The organism is Psychromonas aquatilis, assembly GCF_038155185.1.
Lineage (GTDB): Bacteria > Pseudomonadota > Gammaproteobacteria > Enterobacterales > Psychromonadaceae > Psychromonas > Psychromonas aquatilis.
Window position 1 is genome coordinate 20,596 of record NZ_JBAKAZ010000031.1, and the last position, 18,402, is coordinate 38,997.

An 18,402-nucleotide genomic window follows, 5' to 3' on the forward strand; every position below is an offset into this window, starting at 1 on the left:
GTCAACGGGCAAATAAGACCTGCTGAATATTAATTCTTTATAGGAGATATCATAGTGATGAATATGGACAATTCAAAAAACTATTCGCAGCAACAATTAGCATTAGATCAGATGTTTAAGGATATTAACCCTGCATTAAGCGCTCGGCAAGCTGGGCTAGAGAGCTCACGTTGCTATTACTGTTATGATGCGCCTTGTATTAAAGCTTGCCCTTCTAAAATTAACATCCCAAGTTTTATTGCCAGCATACATGCTGATGACTTAACGGGCGCTGCAAAAACGATTTATACAGAAAATATTATGGGCGGAAGTTGTGCGCGAGTTTGCCCGACTGAAATTTTGTGTGAACAAGCTTGTGTGAGAAATCATGAAGAAGAAAAATCCCCTGTAAAAATTGGATTACTACAGCGCCATGCAACAGATAATGCTGAATTTGAAGGGCATCCTTTTGAGCGTGCTACCGCGACAGGTAAAAAAATTGCCGTTGTTGGCGGAGGACCTGCTGGGTTGAGTTGTGCTCATCGTTTATCGTTATTAGGTAATGATGTCGAAGTGTTTGAAGCACAAACTAAAGCAGGCGGCTTAAATGAATACGGTATTGCAAAATATAAGCTGACCGATAATTTCGCTCAAAAAGAGGTTGATTTTATTCTAAGTGTTGGTGGCATTTCAGTACATTATGATACTGCGTTAGGAAAAGATATTACCTTAGAGAAACTCAAAGCAGACTTTGATGCAGTATTTTTAAGTATTGGTTTACAAGATAGTGCCTCACTTTATTTAGAGGATGAAGATAACCCTAATATTATTAACTCCGTTGATTATATTAAGGAGTTACGTCAAGCCTCAGATATTAACCAGTTAACCATTCCTAAAGACAGTGCCATTGTGATTGGTGCTGGTAATACAGCAATCGATATTGCTTGTCAGCTTAAACGTCTAGGCACCGAGGAAGTAACCCTAGTATATCGCCGTGGTGAAGAGCAAATGAGCGCGACAAGTCATGAGCAACAAATTGCAAAAAACCATCAAGTAAGAATTAAAACATGGAGCCAACCAAGCAAAATTAATGTCGATAATGAAGGGGCGTTAACGTCAATGACCTTCAATAAAACTTATCTCGATGAGGGTAAGTTAATTAGTAGCGATGAAGCATTTGATATTCCATGTAGCGCAGTATTTAAAGCCGTTGGTCAAAAAATGGCTTACCCACAAACAGAACAACTTATTCCAACGATTAGTAATGGCAAAGTCGCTACTTTTCATAATCAATTGACCAGTATTGACGGTGTTTTTGCTGGTGGAGATTGTACAGGAGTAGGACAAGATTTAACTGTTGAAGCCGTTCAGCAAGGTAAATTAGCTGCATTAGCAATTCATCAATCACTTACAGCGTCAGAGGAGAAATAATATGGCTGATTTATCAATAGATTTTGTCGGTATCAAGGCACCTAATCCATTTTGGCTCGCTTCTGCGCCGCCAACAGATAAAGCGTATAACGTTGAACGTGCTTATGAAGCAGGGTGGGGGGGCGTTGTTTGGAAAACATTAGGCGAAGATCCTGCGCCAGTTAATGTGTCATCTCGCTATTCAGCGCTTTATGATCATAATGGGGATGTCTCGGGCTTTAATAATATTGAATTAATTACCGATCGTAGTTTAGAAATTAATTTACGTGAAATTGAAGCGGTTAAAAAAAGTTGGCCTGACCGTGCTTTAGTCGTCTCGCTTATGATGCCCTGTGAAGAGTCCATCTGGAAAAGCATTTTGAAGCAAGTAGAAGCAACCGGAGCTGATGGTGTTGAGCTTAATTTTGGCTGTCCTCATGGTATGCCAGAGCGTGGTATGGGTGCTGCGGTTGGTCAAGTGCCAGAGTACGTTGAAATGGTCACTCGCTGGTGTAAAGAGCACAGTAAAATGCCTGTTATTGTCAAATTAACGCCTAATATTACCGACGTGCGTTTTCCTGCACGCGCCGCTAAAAATGGTGGTGCAGATGCGGTGTCACTGATTAATACAATTAACTCTATTACTGGTATTGACCTTGATGCGATGTCTGCACGCCCAATGGTAGATGGAAAAAGTACACATGGGGGGTATTGTGGCCCCGCTGTTAAACCTATTGCATTGAGTATGACCAGTGAGATAGCTCGCGATCCAGAAACCGCTGGGTTACCTATTTCAGGGATAGGTGGTATTGGAAATTGGCGAGATGCGGCTGAGTTTATTGCACTGGGTGCTGGCTCAGTGCAAGTATGTACTGCGGCAATGATTTATGGATTTAATATCGTTACTGAAATGAAGGAAGGCTTATCGAATTGGATGGACAGTAAAGGTTATGAAAGTATCGACGACTTTAAAGGTCTAGCGGTACCTAATACCACAGATTGGAAGCACTTAAATATGAACTATAAAGTGGTTGCAAGTATTGATGAAGATAAGTGTATTGGTTGTGGGCGCTGTTATCAAGCCTGTGAAGATACCTCTCATCAAGCGATTACTGTGACGTCACATGAAGATGGAACCAACAGTTTTGGGATTATAGATGATAACTGTGTGGGGTGTAATTTATGTGAAATTACATGTCCTGTTGATGATTGTATCACCATGGAAGAGCGTTCAAAGGGGCAACCTTATATGAGCTGGATGGAAGACGAGCGTAATCCGCATCGAGTAAAAGCATAACAAATTATAAACAGTGAGGTGATGAATGAAGCAACAATTGAAAAGTGGATTAACACAAGCGCAGCTCGATGCTCATTGGATGCCATATACAAGCAACCGTGAATTTAAAAAAGACCCAAGAATTATTGCTTCTGCATCAGGTCGGTATTACTTTGATTCACAAGGGCGAAAAATATTCGATGGTTTATCTGGGCTATGGTGTACAGGTTTAGGCCATGGTCGAGAAGAAATTATAGAAGCAGTCAGTACCCAGTTAAAAACCTTAGATTATTCCCCTGGGTTTCAATTTGGGCATGAAAAATCATTTCAACTGGCTGAGAAAATAACAGAGTTTATGCCGCAAGGGTTAAATCGTGTTTTTTTCACAACTTCTGGCTCTGAATCTGCAGAAACATCATTAAAAATGGCAAGAGGGTATTGGCGTAAAAAAGGGTTGCCAAGCAAAACTAAACTAATTGGTCGCGGGTTAGGTTATCACGGCAGTAATTTTGGCGGAATTTCGGTTGGCGGTATCGGCGGTAATCGTGCTTTATTTGGACCTGTAGTGGAGGTCGATCATTTACGTCATACTATGTTGCCTGAAAACCTGTTTAGCAAAGGTCAACCAGAACATGGCAAAACACTAGCAAACGAGTTGTTGGATTTGATTGCCCTACATGATGCTTCTAATATCGCAGCGGTAATTGTGGAGCCCTTATCTGGTTCTGCTGGTGTTATCCCCCCGCCTGTCGGTTATTTGAACCGATTACGTGAGATTTGTGATGAGCATAATATCTTATTAATATTTGATGAAGTTATTTGCTGTTTCGGCAGAATGGGAGCGAAAACAGGTGCCGAGGCATTTGGCGTAGTACCAGATATAATCAATGTTGCTAAGCAAGTGACGAATGGTGTGATCCCGATGGGAGCTGTGATCGCCAAGCAAGAGATTTATGACACTTATATGGAACAAAGTGGTGCGGAGCATCTTCTAGAGTTTCCTCATGGTTATACTTATTCAGCTCATCCTGTTGCCTGCGCCGCAGGCTTAGCGACTTTAAATCTTTTGCAACAAGAAAAAATTCCTGAAAGAGTGAGTGCGTTAAGTGATTATTTTGAACAAGCTGTACATAGTTTAAAAGGATGTAAACATGTCACCGATATTAGAAACTATGCATTTACCGCTGGTTTTAGCATCGCGCCTGCTAGTGACCCTGCATTACGTCCTTATTTAATTGGTATGAAAATGTGGGAGAAAGGATTTTTTGTTCGTTACGGTGGTAATACCATTCAATTGGGATTGCCATTTACAACGGAAAAACACGAAATTGATTCTTTAATTAATGCACTCGGTGAAACATTCAACGAAATAGCTTAATTTAGTTTTAACTAGCCACATGATTGCTAAGCCTTTATCTTGGTAAAGGCTTTTAAAAGTCCTTCAGTAAGTCACTATGTTTGTTATTAATAATTGAGGTAAACTATGCACCTTAATGATTAAAATGGAATTAATATGATTTATTTATTGGCAGTGACTTTGCTGTGGGCATTTTCGTTTAGTTTGATCGGTGTTTTCCTAGCAGGTCAAGTAGACGCTTGGTTTAGTGTTTTACTACGGATTGTTTTAGCAACATTGGTTTTTTTACCTTTTTTAAAAGTGAGGCAAACACCTGCCCACATTGCATTAAAGCTAATGTTAATTGGTGCGATTCAATTAGGGGCAATGTATAGCTTCTATTACCATTCCTTTTTGTACTTATCAGTACCAGAAGTCCTATTGTTTACTGTTATGACGCCGATTTATATTACCTTGATCAATGATGCAATTGATAAGCGCTTTAACCCCAAATTCTTTTTAGTCGCAATTATTGCGGTATTAGGTGCCGTAGCTATTCGTTACGAGAATATTAATGATAACTTCATCATCGGCTTATTATTGGTACAGGCTGCTAACCTTTGCTTTGCAACTGGACAAGTTACTTATAAGCGTTTAATGGCTGACCGTCAGCTTGACCATAAAACCGTATTTGGTTGGTTCTTTATTGGAGCATTATGCGTAGCGATTGTTTGTTATTTACTGTTTGGTAACCCTGAAAAACTGCCTACAACGACGTTACAATGGGGCATTCTTATGTATTTAGGCACAGTTGCATCTGGGGTCGGTTATTTTGCTTGGAATAAGGGCGCAACATTAGTGAATGTTGGTACATTAGCGGTCATGAATAACCTCCTTATTCCGGCAGGTATTGTGGTTAATGTACTTATTTGGAATAAAGAAGCTGATATTATGAGACTAGGTCTTGGGGCAGTGATTATTTTATTGGCATTATTGATTAATCAATATTTTAGTAAAAAGAATAAAGCACTTTAAATAAACCAATCACTTTTACTAAATTAAGTGCTTTAATTTCGACGCTGCCTGACAGATCAATAGGTATTGCTAGACAGCGTCGAGAGTATAAATTAATTGAATACTGCGCTTATTTTGGGTGCAATGAATAATAAGATGCGATCAATAATGATCACAACAGCCATTGCCGCCGCCCCTAATGGAAATAGTATTGATAGTAATAATATTATCCAAGTCGCATGTTTCCATAGCGCTAGATCTTTTGGCTGTTGAGGTGCAGATAAAGCAAATTTTCCAGCAGGTCTACGCATCCACCACATAACTATTCCAGTAATGCAGATCATGATCACTGCTAAACAAAATAACGTATTAACAATATAGTTTAACACGCCCCATTGTCCCATATGTAAAGAGATACCGACAGCCATTGCCTTTGCAGCTAAGCTATAATCTTGATAACCAATATCAACGATGACTTCGCCTGTATATTGATCAAAATGTACAGTTCTATCATCGGTCGCATTTTCTATATCTTTACTCATTGAGCTAGCAGAAGCAGTATAAACACCAGTTTCACCTTTTGGAAAAAATACTTGAAATTGTGTAAAACCTAATGCTTTGCTTTGTGAGACTATTTTATCAAGACCGATAACATCAGGAGTATTTGTATTCGCAGATTCTGGTAGGGCTGCTTGTTCTAAGCCCCAAGGGATTTGTTTTAAACCTTTGACATTAAGGTCATTATGAGTCAATTTGGAAGAAACACTAGTTGCGCTTTGTTGCATTGGAAAAGTACTCCAAGCTTGCAACATTGACCCGCCCCATACGCTTGCCCAAGCAAGGCCTGAAATACAGAAAAATAACAATATGATTGAAACCCAGATACCAATCACTGAATGTAAATCTTTCCAGAATGCGCGGCCTTTATTACAACTAATCTTTAGTGATTCTTTTAATGTGGTAGAGCCACGAGGCCACCATAAATAAGCACCTGTGATCACTAATAGCACTGTAAAACTAATGGCTATTTCAATTAATTTATCTCCTGTATCACCTATCATGAAGGTCCCATGAGTATTATCAGCCCAAGAGTAAAGGGAGTCAGATATTGATATATCTCCTAATACTTTGCCTTGGTATGGGTCGACAAACACAGAAAGTGCTTCACCGTCTTGAATAACTTGAAAGCGGGTGGATTCAGAAATATCTCGAAGAGCGTGAACCGATTTAATTAAGTCATTTGGATATGCTTGAGCGACTAGTTCTTTTTGAGCCTCAAAAGTCAGTGGCGTACTTGATACTTGCTGTACATTATACAAGTCTTGATTTGTCCATTTTTCCACAACAGGGGAGTAAAGCATCATTAACCCAGTTATTGCTAACATGAGCAAGAATGGGACAGTATATAAGCCTGCGTAAAAGTGCCAACGCCAAACTGACAAGTAAAAAGACTTGGAGTTATTCATTTATTATCCTAGTTAAGTGTTATTTAAATCAACATAATGACAGCTTTTCAATCGTTAGATAGATTATGCCAGCTGTAAAAATAGCAGGGGGGTTAACCATTTTTGTTGTTCAAATTAAAGCTTAGAAAATGGTTAATAAAAACCACAGAATTATACATAAAAAAAACAGGAAAGGGCTTTTTATTGCCTTTATTTTGACCTTTATAACGCAGGCTTTTAAGGAAGTTACAATAAGAGTTTTTTAGGGAAGCGGTAATAAAAAAGCCCTCAGTGAAGAACACTCAGGGCTTTAGGTTAATCGGTTAAATTAATTAACCTTCTTGTTTATGTACATGTACATCCATTTGTGGGAAAGGAATGTTAAGACCTTCTTTTGCAAATGTTTTGTAAACATTTTCATTCATATCGAAGAATACACCCCAGTAATTAGGAGCTTTAACCCATGCACGAACAGCGAAGTTAACAGAGCTGTCAGCTAATTCAGAAACGACAATAACAACAGGCGTTTCTTTTAAAATACGCTCGTCTGCATCACAAAGACGTTGGATAACAGCACGTGTTTTATCTAAGTCATCGCCGTAAGCAACGCCAATTGTCCAATCTACACGACGTTTTTCTTCTGTTGAGAAGTTAACCATTGAGCCTGTAGATAAACCACCGTTTGGTAAAATGATTGTTTTGTTATCAGCAGTTTTCAAGATTGTGTTAAAGATTTGAATTTCTCTAACAGTACCAGAATGGCCTTGTGCTGTAATAAAATCGCCCACTTTAAAAGGTTTAAATATTAAAATCATCACGCCGCCTGCAAAATTTTGCAGTGTGCCTGATAATGCCATACCTACTGCTAAACCTGCTGCTGCTAAGATCGCAACAAAAGAGGTCATTTCGATACCAACCATCCCAAGTACTGATATAGCCAACATCACTTTGAGGGCCATACCCACTAAGCTATGTAAAAATGGTTTTAATGATGCGTCAACATTGCTTTTATTCATTAGCTTATCTAAGCCACCTAATAATAGCTTAATAACCCATGCCCCAATAACCCAGACTACAACAGCCGCAATTATTTTCGGACCATATTCTAATGACTTAGTTGTGACTAAATCCATCATTCCTTCTGCATTCATTTTTCTTTCCTTAATGTTTGTAAAGTGTAATGTTAATAAAGTGTTTAATTTGTTTAAATATCTTCAGTATTGTTAGTTTTCATCTGAATAAGATGTTGCACATTATAATGTATATAACGCAGACTATGAAATAATTTATATTAAGAATTTAACTTTTTGATTTTAAAGTAATATTTTAATACGTGTCGTTACCCTTTTAGAGGTGTTAAATTGAATTGTTTTTAATAACGGGAGAAAGACAGTGTTTACGGAAGATTTATTTGCAGATTTAGAGGTTGAACCGATTCCTATTATTAAACAAGATGGACGAGTTGAATATCATGGTGTGGTCATTCCTATTGACGAATCTGATAAATATTTTGATGCTTTATTGACTAAAATTCAATGGACAAATGATCAAGCGAGTTATTTTGGCGAGCTAACGATTACCAAACGAAAAGTTGCTTGGTATGCGGATACTGCCTTTAAGTATACCTACTCAAATACAACTAAAGTTGCTTTACCTTGGACGCAAGAGTTAATTGAATTAAAAGAGCGCATTGAAAAAATAACCGGGTATCAATTTAATGCTTGTTTGTTAAATCTTTATCATGATGGTGAAGAGGGAATGACTTGGCATAGTGATAGTGAAAAAGATTTACTCAAAAATGGTGCAATTGCTTCATTAAGTCTTGGCGCTGAAAGAAAGTTTTCTTTTAAGCATAAGGTGTCACAAGAAACCCACTCTATTGTTTTACAGCACGGTAGTTTACTGGTTATGAAAGGACAAACCCAAGATCATTGGTTACACCGCTTACCTCCCACTAAAAAAGTCAGTACGCCGCGTATTAATTTAACTTTTCGTACCATTAAACCGAGACGGTAGTCGCTTTATCTTTGTAAAACCAGCACTGGTATTCAATTGATAACAAAAAATAATGATTTAGATAATAAACAATAATTTATTTATTGTTGTTAGGTAACGTATATTAATCTGACTAATTAACATCACCGTCGCATTGATAGAATATATCCACGAGGTAAAAGCATGACTGAATCATTATTCCAACCCTTACAATTAGGTAAATTAACATTAAAAAATCGTATTGTTATGCCGCCAATGACTCGTTCTAGAGCAACCCAACCGGGCAATGAAGCTAACGATATAATGGCTAAATATTATGCACAGCGCGCTGGTGCAGGTTTGATCGTCGGTGAAGGGACTCAAATATCACCTTTAGGGCAAGGTTATGCTTGGACACCGGGGATTTATAGTCCAGAACAAATAGCTGGATGGAAAAAAGTGACAAAAGCTGTTCATGCAAATGGTGGGCTGATGTTTGCTCAACTCTGGCATGTAGGACGCGTGACACATCCTGATAATACGGGTGGGGTGCAACCTATTTCCTCTTCAGCTATAAAAGCTGAAAATGTAAAAGTATTCGTTGATAACGGAATAGGAGAGCCTGGTTTTGTTGATGTAGTTACGCCACGTGAAATGACAGAAGAAGATATTCAAACTGTTATCCAAGAATATAAACAAGCTGCATTAAATGCGATAGAAGCTGGTTTTGATGGTATTGAGTTACATGCTGCTAATGGCTACTTGATTAATCAATTCATCGACTCAAATGCGAATAACCGAACGGATCAATATGGTGGTAGTATTGAAAACAGACTTCGTTTTTTAGCTGAAGTTGTTACGGCGATGGTCGACGTGATAGGGGCGGATCGTGTTGGTGTTCGTTTAGCGCCATTTACTTCTTTAAATGGCACTGTTGATGATACGCCGGTTGAAACCTATGTCGCAGCTGCTGCGTTGCTAGATAAGCTTAATGTTGTATATATTCATATTGCGGAAGTTGATTGGGATGATGCCCCTGATACACCTATAGCATTCAAAGAAAAGGTGCGTAACGTTTATAAAGGTGTATTAATTTATGCAGGTCGTTATAATGCAGCCAAAGCAGAGGCAATTATTGAGGATGGTTTAGCTGATATGATTGGATTTGGCCGACCTTTTGTGGCTAATCCGGATTTACCATCACGTATTAAAAATGGCTATCCATTAGCAACACATGATCCCGATACATTATTTGGCGGGTCTGAAAAAGGCTTATCGGATTATCCCGAATATAATAATTAGTTACCTCAATAAAATACAATTAATCCTACACAAAAAAGCAACCTTGGTTTACCAGGTTGCTTTTTTGTCGTCAATGAAATAAAAGAGACTCACATGCGCGGTGAATACCATTTAGTATTAGCAACAATACTGGCAGCTATAGGCTGGATTGCTTCAAAGTTGGTTATTGAAGGAGTGCCAGGGGACGCCTTTATTGCCGCTCGCTTCCTAATCGCAAGTTTTATTTTATTACCCTTTTGTTATAAAGAAGTACTTCAATTAAGCTTAAAACAAGTTCTTTCAGTTTGTTTTGTTGGACTGTTGTTAACACTGGGCATTCAGGTATGGATATTTGCCATATCCATCACCAATAGCCTTTCTGAAGGTGCATTTATTATGAGTTTAGCCATGATTATTGCTCCTTTTACTTCTTGGTTATTTTTCCGTGTGAAGCCCAACCGAGCATTTTGGCTGGCTTTGCCGCTTGCCGTTATTGGTATGATGTTATTGTCCTTAACACACGGCTGGCAAGTTGAAAAAAGCCAATGGTGTTTTTTACTTTCTGCCGCATTATTTTCAATGCATTTTGTGTTTAATAAAAGAGTAACAAATTCGGTAAAGCCACTAGTGGCAATCTTCTTACAGCTATTTACAGTGGGAGTGATAAGTAGTGTATATGTCTTATTGACTCGAGAAGTACAATTAGAATTAACCCAATCAGTAGTATTTTGGTTTGTTGTTTCAACGTTAGTTGCTACTTCAATTCGCTATTTATTTCAAACCCTTGGGCAGTTTTCCGTTAAGATTGAAACGGCGGCATTAATTATGATTCTGGAGCCCGTGTGGACACTGGTATTAAGTATGACCATGTTAGGTGAAGTACTGCAAGTCCAAAAAATGCTTGGTGCGGGTGTTATCTTTCTGTCTTTATTTGTCTATATAAAACTGTCAAAAAAATAACCTCAATGCTTTCCTTTATGCTTTCAATTATTGCGATTGAAAGCATTATAGCGATTAAAGGTAATATTCTATTGGCTTTGGTTTGCCGTGATAATATCCTTGTTGTAGTGTATAACCAATTCCCTTTAAGGTTTCAGCTTGTTGCTTGGTCTCTATCCCCTCTATTAAGGCCCTCATTGAAAGGGTACTAATAAGTTTTTGTATATACTCTAAGGTCGTTGTATTGGCTTCAATGTAGTTTAAGAATGCCTTATCAACTTTGACGGTTGAGGCGGGTAATTGGTGAAGATAGGCTAAGGACGAGTAGCCAGTCCCGAAATCATCTATATGTAACTTTATATCACTATCAATTAATGGTTGTATTGAGTTTTCTTGTTTATGAAGACCAGTAAGTAGAACACTTTCAGTCAATTCGATAATTAAGTCGGTAGGTTGTAAACTTTTTTCTGCTAGCATATTTAAAATAGGCTGAACAGTTTTTTGGTTAATAATATGTAAAGCAGATAAGTTAACCGCCATGGTTAAGTCTTCATGGAAGTGTTGCTTAAACCTAACTAAGTCGTGAATCGCTTGTTGTAAAACCCAGTTTTCTATCTCATAAATTAATCCAGTTTGCTCTGCTACTTTGATTGCCTCTTCTGGTGAGATAAAGCCAAGTTCAGGGTTATTCCACCTTAACAGAGCTTCTAAGGACACCATTTTATGTTGTGGAGTGGATACATCAACAATCGGCTGATAATGCAAACTTAATTCTTTGTTTTTGATTGCAAAAGATAATTTTTGAGACAGCAAGCTTAACCTTTTTTTGGCATCTTCCATTTCAGGTTGAAAATATATCCATTGTTTTTTCCCTGATTTTTTGGCTTGGCGCATGGCAGTATCAGATGCACTTACTAAAGATTCAAAATTACAACTATGAATAGGGTAGCTTGCAATGCCGATACTGGCAGAAACAGAGATATCTCTACCATAAGGGTTTTTATAAGGAAGGCTAAGAACGTCAAGGATTTTTTGACACGCTTGAGATACATCACTTTTGCTGAGCTTACTTTCTATAATATAAATAAACTCATCACCACTACAACGACAGACTATATTGTTAGGGTGAATAGCTTTAAGTCGCAGCGCGACGTCGAGTAAAATATTATCCCCTTGTGAATGACCTAGAGAATCATTGATCAATGTAAAACCATCCAAATCAATATACAACATAGCAAAAGGTTTTTCGTGGATGAACAGGTTCTTTAACCTATCAGATAAACCTTGCCTATTAATTAACCCTGTTAATGAGTCTTCACAAATCGGTAAATATCGCTTCTTTGCATTCATTTTACTATCGTGAATGTCGTGATAATTGAGTAGTATATGAGCCTCTTGATTAGAGCGATTAACTACATTGGCAATCACTTTAAACCATTTTTTACCCTTTTCTGTGTGTAAAATCGCTTCTGTTTCGTAAGTAGAGTGCTTTGATAAGACGTATATTAGGTTTTTAAAACAGTCAATTTCACAAAATAAATTAGCAAGTTGATTAAACTCATTCCCAAAAGTCTTTGTAAAGGGAGGATTTGAACTGATTAACTCCCCACTAAACGCCGATAAAGAGATAATAGTAGTACCTTGATGTTGAAAGTTACTTTCTGGAGGTATTTGCGATGCCTCTACCTGCATTGCCAGTCGACCATCATTTAAGTAAACACCTGAGATTTGACATAAAGCTACTTTTATTTGGTTCTTAGGCCGGAATTCCCAAACTTTATAAAGCACTTCATTTTTAAGGAAAGCATGTTTAAATTGCTGCATATTTTCTTTAACGGCCTCAGATTGCTCTGACTCAAAGTTCCTACTAAATAACTCTTCATAGGACGGACTATTCCATAAATTGAGGGCGGCGTGATTTGCTTCTAAAATAACATGGTGGTCAATATCATAAATCCACACTGCAGTTTGTAGCTGCTCTATTTGTAGCGTCATAGGTAGAAATCACTATTGTTTATTTAAGAAACTTAGGTTGTAAGGGGCATTCATCATAGACCAAGAATAAAAAACTATCTATAAAGTAATTCTGACCTTTTTTATTGATATATAGCTATTTATAAATAGGTTTGGGATTTAGAAAATGAAAAGTAAAAGGAGGGCAATGATGACGCTGCTCACCATTGCCAAGTATATTATTGTTGAGGTGTTTTTTTCTCAATATTACGAGACCAATAACCTGCTAAAATAGAACCACTAATATTATGCCATACAGAAAAAATAGTGCCTGCAATTGCAGCAGTAGGCGCAAAAAACTTCATTGCTAACGCTGTTGCTAAACCAGAGTTCTGTAAACCAACTTCAAAAGCGATTGTACGACAAACCTTCTCTTCGAAACCAAGTTTTTTAGTAATCAAATAACCTGCTAATAAACCAAATGAATTATGGAGAATAACGGCTAATGCTACCATTGCACCTACCTCAACTAATTTTGTTGCATTTAATGCCACTACGATAGCAATGATCAATACAATCGCAATCATTGAAATAACTGGTAATGAAGGGGCTATTTTTTGAATGGGTTTGTGTAAAATTGTATTAAGTAAAACACCTAGAACAACAGGTACAAGTACAATTTTTATTAAACTAACAATCATACCAGCTACTGGGATATCAATAGCTTTTCCAGCAAAAATTTCAACCAATAATGGTGTAAAAATAACGCCTAATAAAGTACTAATAGCTGTCATGGAAATCGATAATGCCACATCGCCCTTTGCTAAGAAACACATGACATTACTGCTTGTTCCTCCTGCCACAGCTCCCACAAGAACTAAACCAACAGTCAGATTTGCATCAAAGTTTAATAGGGTAGCTATAGTTAAAGCGACAATAGGCATAATGGTAAACTGCAGGATCACACCAACAGAAACCGCTTTGAAGTTTTTACTGACATTGGCGAAGTCTTTAGGTGTTAAGGTCAACCCCATGGCCAGCATAATAATTGTTAATAATGGGACGATATAACCTTTAAACGAAGTAAAGGTGTCAGGCTGTAAAAAAGCCAGTACTGACAGTAAGATTGCCCATACAGGGAATAGGTTAGTAATTGTTTTGATCATGATGAGTCCATTCTTATATTATACCAATCACACTAATTAACTGATCTATTTTACTTGCTAAAATAACTTATTTCTTCGTTGTAATTTTCGCAAATAGAACAACTATTTAACTCAAATTACGCCTTAAACTAAGTCATTTTTTCTGCGCAAAATTTAGATCACTTATTTAATATAATTGGTATTAATTGTATTTAGTACTGAGCGTCACTAAGTAGAGATGGTTAGTTTCTGCTATGTATCATTAATACAATCGATAATGAGTAAAGTTAAAAAAGAAATGAAGAATATGCTTGTACAAGGCTGATTGCAATAGTTATGGAAAAGGCATCATAGATAATGAGCGCTACCGTTAGCGATTGAATTGTTATGACAGGTACCGTTCATTATTTGCTGAAGTAACCTGTCATAATTGACTCTAATTTAGTGGCTAACACAGTTTTTTGACAAATCGCCGTGATAAGCGGCGACTAAGTTGTCTATTGCACAATCAATCATAGCCAGTCTTGTTTCTGCTGTTGCTGAGCCGATATGAGGGAAAAGAACAATATTATCTAAGTCCATTAATGGAGATGAAGTAGGAAGAGGCTCGACCTTATAAACATCCAGGCCTGCAGCTCTAATTGTGCGATCTTGCAATGCCTTAGCAAGCGCATCTTCATCAACAACATTACCGCGTCCGCCATTAATAAATATCGCTGAACTTTTCATTAAGGCCAACTCTCTTTGACCGATCAATAAGTCTGTTTGCTGATTAGCGGGTAAGATTGAACAGACAAAGTCAGAGGTTGCTAATAGCTCATCTAACTCCATTTTTTGTGCTTTTAAGTTTGTTTCTGCTGCGCTATTCGCACTGCGGTTATAATAATTTACTTGCATATCAAAACCTAAATGAGCGCGCTTTGCGACAGCGTAACCGATGCGTCCCATGCCCAGTATCCCAAGTTTTTTTCCATAAACATCAATGCCAAAATAGGCATCTTTTAAATTATTGACCCACGCCCCTGAGCGAACAAGGTTATTCAGTTCAGTGGTTCGTCTAGCTGTACACATTATCAAAGAAAAAATGGTATCTGCGGTAGTTTCTGTTAACACATTAGGGGTATGCATTAATGCAATGTTATGTTGTTTAAGATAATCGAGGTCAAAATGATCATAACCAACGGAAATAGTAGATATTACTTTTAAATGTGGGGCATGTTTTAGGATGTTTTTATCTAATTTGAAGCCTGCACCAATCAGGCCTACAGCATCTTTTATCTCATTGAGAAACTGCTCTAGGTTATTTTCATCTATTTTATCAAAACAAACGAGATTAAAGGTTTGGCTTAATGATTGCTGTTGTTGCTCTGGAATTTTTTTATATAAAACGACTTTATCTTTCATTTTATTGCCTTGTTATTTATTGTGTTAGTGAGTCGCTAACCTAAACCTAAAGTATTGGCTTTTAAGAGAAATCTTTTATTGTTAAAACAGAGATTATTACTTATATAGACTATCGATAACAATTTTATTTGTCATCGTATTGAATTTTTGAGAGGTCACTAAATATTTCTTATCTCGCTAAGACTGAATCTCATTAAATTTATTAAGCATTAAAAGAAAAGAGGGGATTAACATACGTGATTTAGAAGGTATATTTTTGCAGGCTGGTGAGCTATCGGTTGCAAATAAAAGAGCCTTAATGTTAGTAAAAAAAGGCTCTTTTATTGAATGGTTGATTATGATGCTAACACTAATTTACTTTTATTTTTTAATTGTAAGTAGCTTAATAACCACATAATAAACCCACCTAAAAACAAGGCTGCTGCGACATAACCTGTTTCATTGGGTAATGCTCCATTTGCAATTGCGATACCGCCAAGCCAAGGACCTAAAGCATTTGCAAGATTAAATGAACACTGGACCAGTGCACCTATCATTGCGTGGCCATCAGGTGATACATCCATTAATAATGTTTGAATCAGTGTTGATAGCCCAATACTACACCCGATCAGGAATACGATGATATATAACTGCCAAATATGGTGGCTGGCTTCTACATACATAAGTGCAAAAATGATGGTTAGAATAAGGCAGATACCCGTTGCTTTAATAGCTGAAATATCAGCAGCCTTACCCATAAAGTAATTGCCAATAGTACAACCGACACCAAACATGATCATGGCAATTGAAATGGTATAAGCGGGTGTATGCGTAATATCTAGAATGGTATCTGCAATATAAGTATAAATACAAAATACCCCACCAAAGCCAATAATAGCAATGCCTAAAATTGACCAAACTAGTTTGTCTTTTAATACATTAAACTCATTGATTAAATTAGAGGGTTTACTGTTATCAACATTAGGCACTATCTTATAAACACAAATATAAGCGATTAACGATAAAATTGATGCACCTGCAAGACAATAACGCCAACTAAGATTTTGCCCGACTAAAGTAACTAAAGGGACACCTACAATAGTAGCGATTGTTAAGCCCATAAATATTTTTGACATAAAGCTAGAACGCTTTCCTGTTGGTGCTATTTCTGCTGCTAATAGTAATGCCGCACCAAAATAAGCGCCATGAGGTAGCCCACTTAAAAAACGGAAAATAATTAACTGGTTCAAAGAGTTAGCTAGCGCACTAAGCCCATTTCCAATAAACATTAATGTTAAAAAGATAAGTAATGCTTTACGCCTACGCATATTGGCAGTGGACAGCATTAAGATTGGAGCTCCGACAACAACACCCATCGCATAAGCACTAATTGCGTAGCCTGATTGTGAAGGGGTTGTATTAAAAGTCTCACTGATTAATGGCAACATTGGCATCATTGAGAATTCTGTTAACCCTAAAACAAAAGTACCTAAAGCTAAGGCTAATATGATGGCAGTGCGGTTTAATGGTGTAGATGAAGCGCTATAAGTCACAATAATCCTAAACAAACGTAGTTAACATGGCAAAGTTTAAGCTCTGTAGTGGACTAGCTGAACGCTACATGTTAATGCTCATGAAAAATTGAGACAGTGTAATTATAAAGTGTGTATTAGTCATCTATAATTTCAAGTTATTATGGATGACTAATAAGGTCATTGAGAGATATTATTTATTTACTTTCGCTGCAATACCCATTCCAACGGCCATGCTGATAATAAAAATAAATATTTCGCTAGCGCCACCTGAGATGCTGGTCAACACCGGACCTGGACATAATCCAGCGATACCCCATCCAATTCCAAAACATGTTGCGCCTAAGATAAGTTTTGAGTCGACATTCGTCTTGTTAGGGTACGAAAAAGTATCACCGTTAATAGCATGTTTTCGTTTTTTAATTATAAGGTGATAACAAGGTGCAAAAACGGTTAATGCACCAATGATGACAAAAGCTAAACTAGGATCCCAATGACCAGTGACATCTAAAAAAGCAATTACTTTACTCGGATCAACCATATTAGACACGATCATACCTGTGCCAAATAATAATCCAGATATTAATGCGATCAGTATTAACATAGTTATAGCCCCAGTTGACGACGAATAAATACAACCAAAATGGCTACCAGTATGAATACACAGGTTGCTACGATTGAACGTTTTGATAAACGACCAATGCCAACAATGCCGTGTCCACTGGTACAGCCATTACCTAATCGCGTACCAAAGCCCACAAAAAGTCCCGCGATAATATAAAGTAAAGGCTGCCCATCAAATTGTGGTAAGGAAAATGAAAATGGATTTAGCAGATAAATGCTAGAGGCCATGCCTAGCAAAAATGCCCAACGCCATAGTCGTTGCCCCTTGTTTCTAGTTAATAGCCCACCGAAAATACCACTGATACCCGCCGTTTTACCAGTAAACAACATTAATAAAGTTGCTGATAACCCTAATAATGCACCGCCAATTAATGACGGCCAAAGTGTTAAGTTTTCCATAATAACGTCACCTAATGTAAAGTAGAAAAAGTTACTCTTCCGATGTTAAGGTTGGGCAAAAAGCCTGTTGCATGGCTTTTAATATAATATTGACCCGCTGGTCTGCGAGAGAATAAAACACCAGTTGTGATTGTTTACGAACTTTGACTAGCTGGTGTTTTTTTAACACACTTAAATGTTGAGAAAAGGCCGATTGACTGAGGTTACTATATTCCCTTAATTTTGCGACTCCCATTTCCCCTTCAGACAATAAGCATAAAACTAGCATCCTATCTTTATGGGCCATGATCTTTAAAAAGTCAGTGGCTTCTTCAACATTTTCATTAATTAAGTCTAATTTATTTTGCATAACTACCTTCAATACTTTTATGCAGATAATTACACTTTTTTATTTCCACTTTAAGCTAATTTAGTTTTTTCTACATTAGTATTTTCTAATATATATTGGTGTGATTTAATTATTGGTAGAGTATTGGAGAGGCTTGCCTCTTCTTTGTTTATATTATTACTAATCTCAGGGGAGTGTTTATGTCTAAGAAAATAGTGATGTTGCTGGTGGTGCTTCTGCCGCTGCAAGAGCACGCCGTTTGGATGAGCATGCAGAAATAATTATGTTAGAGCGTGGGCCTCATATTTCATTTGCTAACTGTGGTTTGCCTTATACCAATTATATTAAATAAGTGATCTAAATTTTGCGCAGGAAAAATGACTG

At 37.3% G+C, this 18,402-nt stretch carries 16 protein-coding genes; 7 read left to right on the forward strand and 9 right to left on the reverse strand.

All coding sequences use genetic code 11. The annotated features are described in order from the left end of the window. Positions 1-63: 63 nt before the first annotated feature. From V6256_RS09350 to V6256_RS09365, 4 genes are all read left to right on the forward strand, one after another. Complete coding sequence (locus V6256_RS09350) at positions 64-1,410, forward strand: NAD(P)-dependent oxidoreductase (RefSeq protein ID WP_341597945.1); 1,347 nt, start codon at positions 64-66, stop codon at positions 1,408-1,410. A gap of 1 nt (position 1,411) precedes the next feature. After that, positions 1,412-2,686 (forward strand): NAD-dependent dihydropyrimidine dehydrogenase subunit PreA, encoded by a 1,275-nt coding sequence (gene preA, locus V6256_RS09355; RefSeq protein ID WP_341597946.1) that lies wholly within the window; start codon positions 1,412-1,414, stop codon positions 2,684-2,686. Between the two features lie 25 nt (positions 2,687-2,711). Then, positions 2,712-4,043: an omega-aminotransferase AptA gene (gene aptA, locus V6256_RS09360; RefSeq protein WP_341597947.1), complete on the forward strand. Its 1,332-nt coding sequence runs from the start codon at positions 2,712-2,714 to the stop codon at positions 4,041-4,043. Positions 4,044-4,178: 135 nt separating this feature from the next. Beyond that, positions 4,179-5,036, forward strand: coding sequence for a carboxylate/amino acid/amine transporter (locus V6256_RS09365; protein WP_341597948.1), 858 nt, complete (start codon positions 4,179-4,181; stop codon positions 5,034-5,036). A 92-nt stretch (positions 5,037-5,128) separates the two neighbouring features. On the opposite strand, the gene V6256_RS09370 is transcribed toward V6256_RS09365, so the two are convergent. Together V6256_RS09370 and V6256_RS09375 are read right to left on the reverse strand one after the other, a co-directional pair. After that, positions 5,129-6,481 (reverse strand): PepSY-associated TM helix domain-containing protein, encoded by a 1,353-nt coding sequence (locus tag V6256_RS09370; protein WP_341597949.1) that lies wholly within the window; start codon positions 6,479-6,481, stop codon positions 5,129-5,131. Between the two features lie 311 nt (positions 6,482-6,792). After that, complete coding sequence (locus V6256_RS09375) at positions 6,793-7,611, reverse strand: mechanosensitive ion channel family protein (protein ID WP_341597950.1); 819 nt, start codon at positions 7,609-7,611, stop codon at positions 6,793-6,795. Between the two features lie 241 nt (positions 7,612-7,852). On the opposite strand from V6256_RS09375, the gene V6256_RS09380 reads away from it, so the two are divergent. The 3 genes from V6256_RS09380 to V6256_RS09390 all read left to right on the forward strand — a co-directional run bounded on the left by V6256_RS09380 (position 7,853) and on the right by V6256_RS09390 (position 10,675). After that, entirely contained in the window at positions 7,853-8,476 is a 624-nt protein-coding gene (locus V6256_RS09380; RefSeq protein WP_341597951.1) for an alpha-ketoglutarate-dependent dioxygenase AlkB family protein, read from the forward strand. A 162-nt stretch (positions 8,477-8,638) separates the two neighbouring features. Next, complete coding sequence (locus V6256_RS09385) at positions 8,639-9,736, forward strand: alkene reductase (protein ID WP_341597952.1); 1,098 nt, start codon at positions 8,639-8,641, stop codon at positions 9,734-9,736. Between the two features lie 93 nt (positions 9,737-9,829). Continuing rightward, entirely contained in the window at positions 9,830-10,675 is an 846-nt protein-coding gene (locus V6256_RS09390; protein WP_341597953.1) for a DMT family transporter, read from the forward strand. A gap of 54 nt (positions 10,676-10,729) precedes the next feature. Here the strand turns inward: V6256_RS09390 and V6256_RS09395 are convergent, their stop codons facing one another. From V6256_RS09395 to V6256_RS09425, 7 genes are all read right to left on the reverse strand, one after another. Further along, positions 10,730-12,649 carry a putative bifunctional diguanylate cyclase/phosphodiesterase gene (locus tag V6256_RS09395; protein ID WP_341597954.1) on the reverse strand — a complete coding sequence of 640 codons (1,920 nt, stop codon included), beginning with the start codon at positions 12,647-12,649 and terminating at the stop codon, positions 10,730-10,732. Between the two features lie 197 nt (positions 12,650-12,846). Next, on the reverse strand, positions 12,847-13,773 hold the full coding sequence (locus tag V6256_RS09400) for a bile acid:sodium symporter family protein (RefSeq protein ID WP_341597955.1): 927 nt from the start codon (positions 13,771-13,773) through the stop codon (positions 12,847-12,849). A 420-nt stretch (positions 13,774-14,193) separates the two neighbouring features. After that, a complete protein-coding gene (locus V6256_RS09405; protein ID WP_341597956.1) occupies positions 14,194-15,156 on the reverse strand; it encodes a 2-hydroxyacid dehydrogenase in 963 nt (320 codons plus the stop codon). 335 nt (positions 15,157-15,491) lie between these two features. Beyond that, a complete protein-coding gene (locus V6256_RS09410; protein WP_341597957.1) occupies positions 15,492-16,688 on the reverse strand; it encodes an MFS transporter in 1,197 nt (398 codons plus the stop codon). 172 nt (positions 16,689-16,860) lie between these two features. Next, positions 16,861-17,271, reverse strand: coding sequence for a DUF6691 family protein (locus V6256_RS09415; RefSeq protein WP_341597958.1), 411 nt, complete (start codon positions 17,269-17,271; stop codon positions 16,861-16,863). Between the two features lie 2 nt (positions 17,272-17,273). Continuing rightward, positions 17,274-17,690: a YeeE/YedE family protein gene (locus V6256_RS09420; RefSeq protein ID WP_341597959.1), complete on the reverse strand. Its 417-nt coding sequence runs from the start codon at positions 17,688-17,690 to the stop codon at positions 17,274-17,276. A 31-nt stretch (positions 17,691-17,721) separates the two neighbouring features. Next, the gene (locus tag V6256_RS09425) at positions 17,722-18,039 is read right to left on the reverse strand and encodes an ArsR/SmtB family transcription factor (protein WP_341597960.1); all 318 of its coding nucleotides are present in this window, start codon (positions 18,037-18,039) and stop codon (positions 17,722-17,724) included. Positions 18,040-18,402 lie beyond the last annotated feature (363 nt).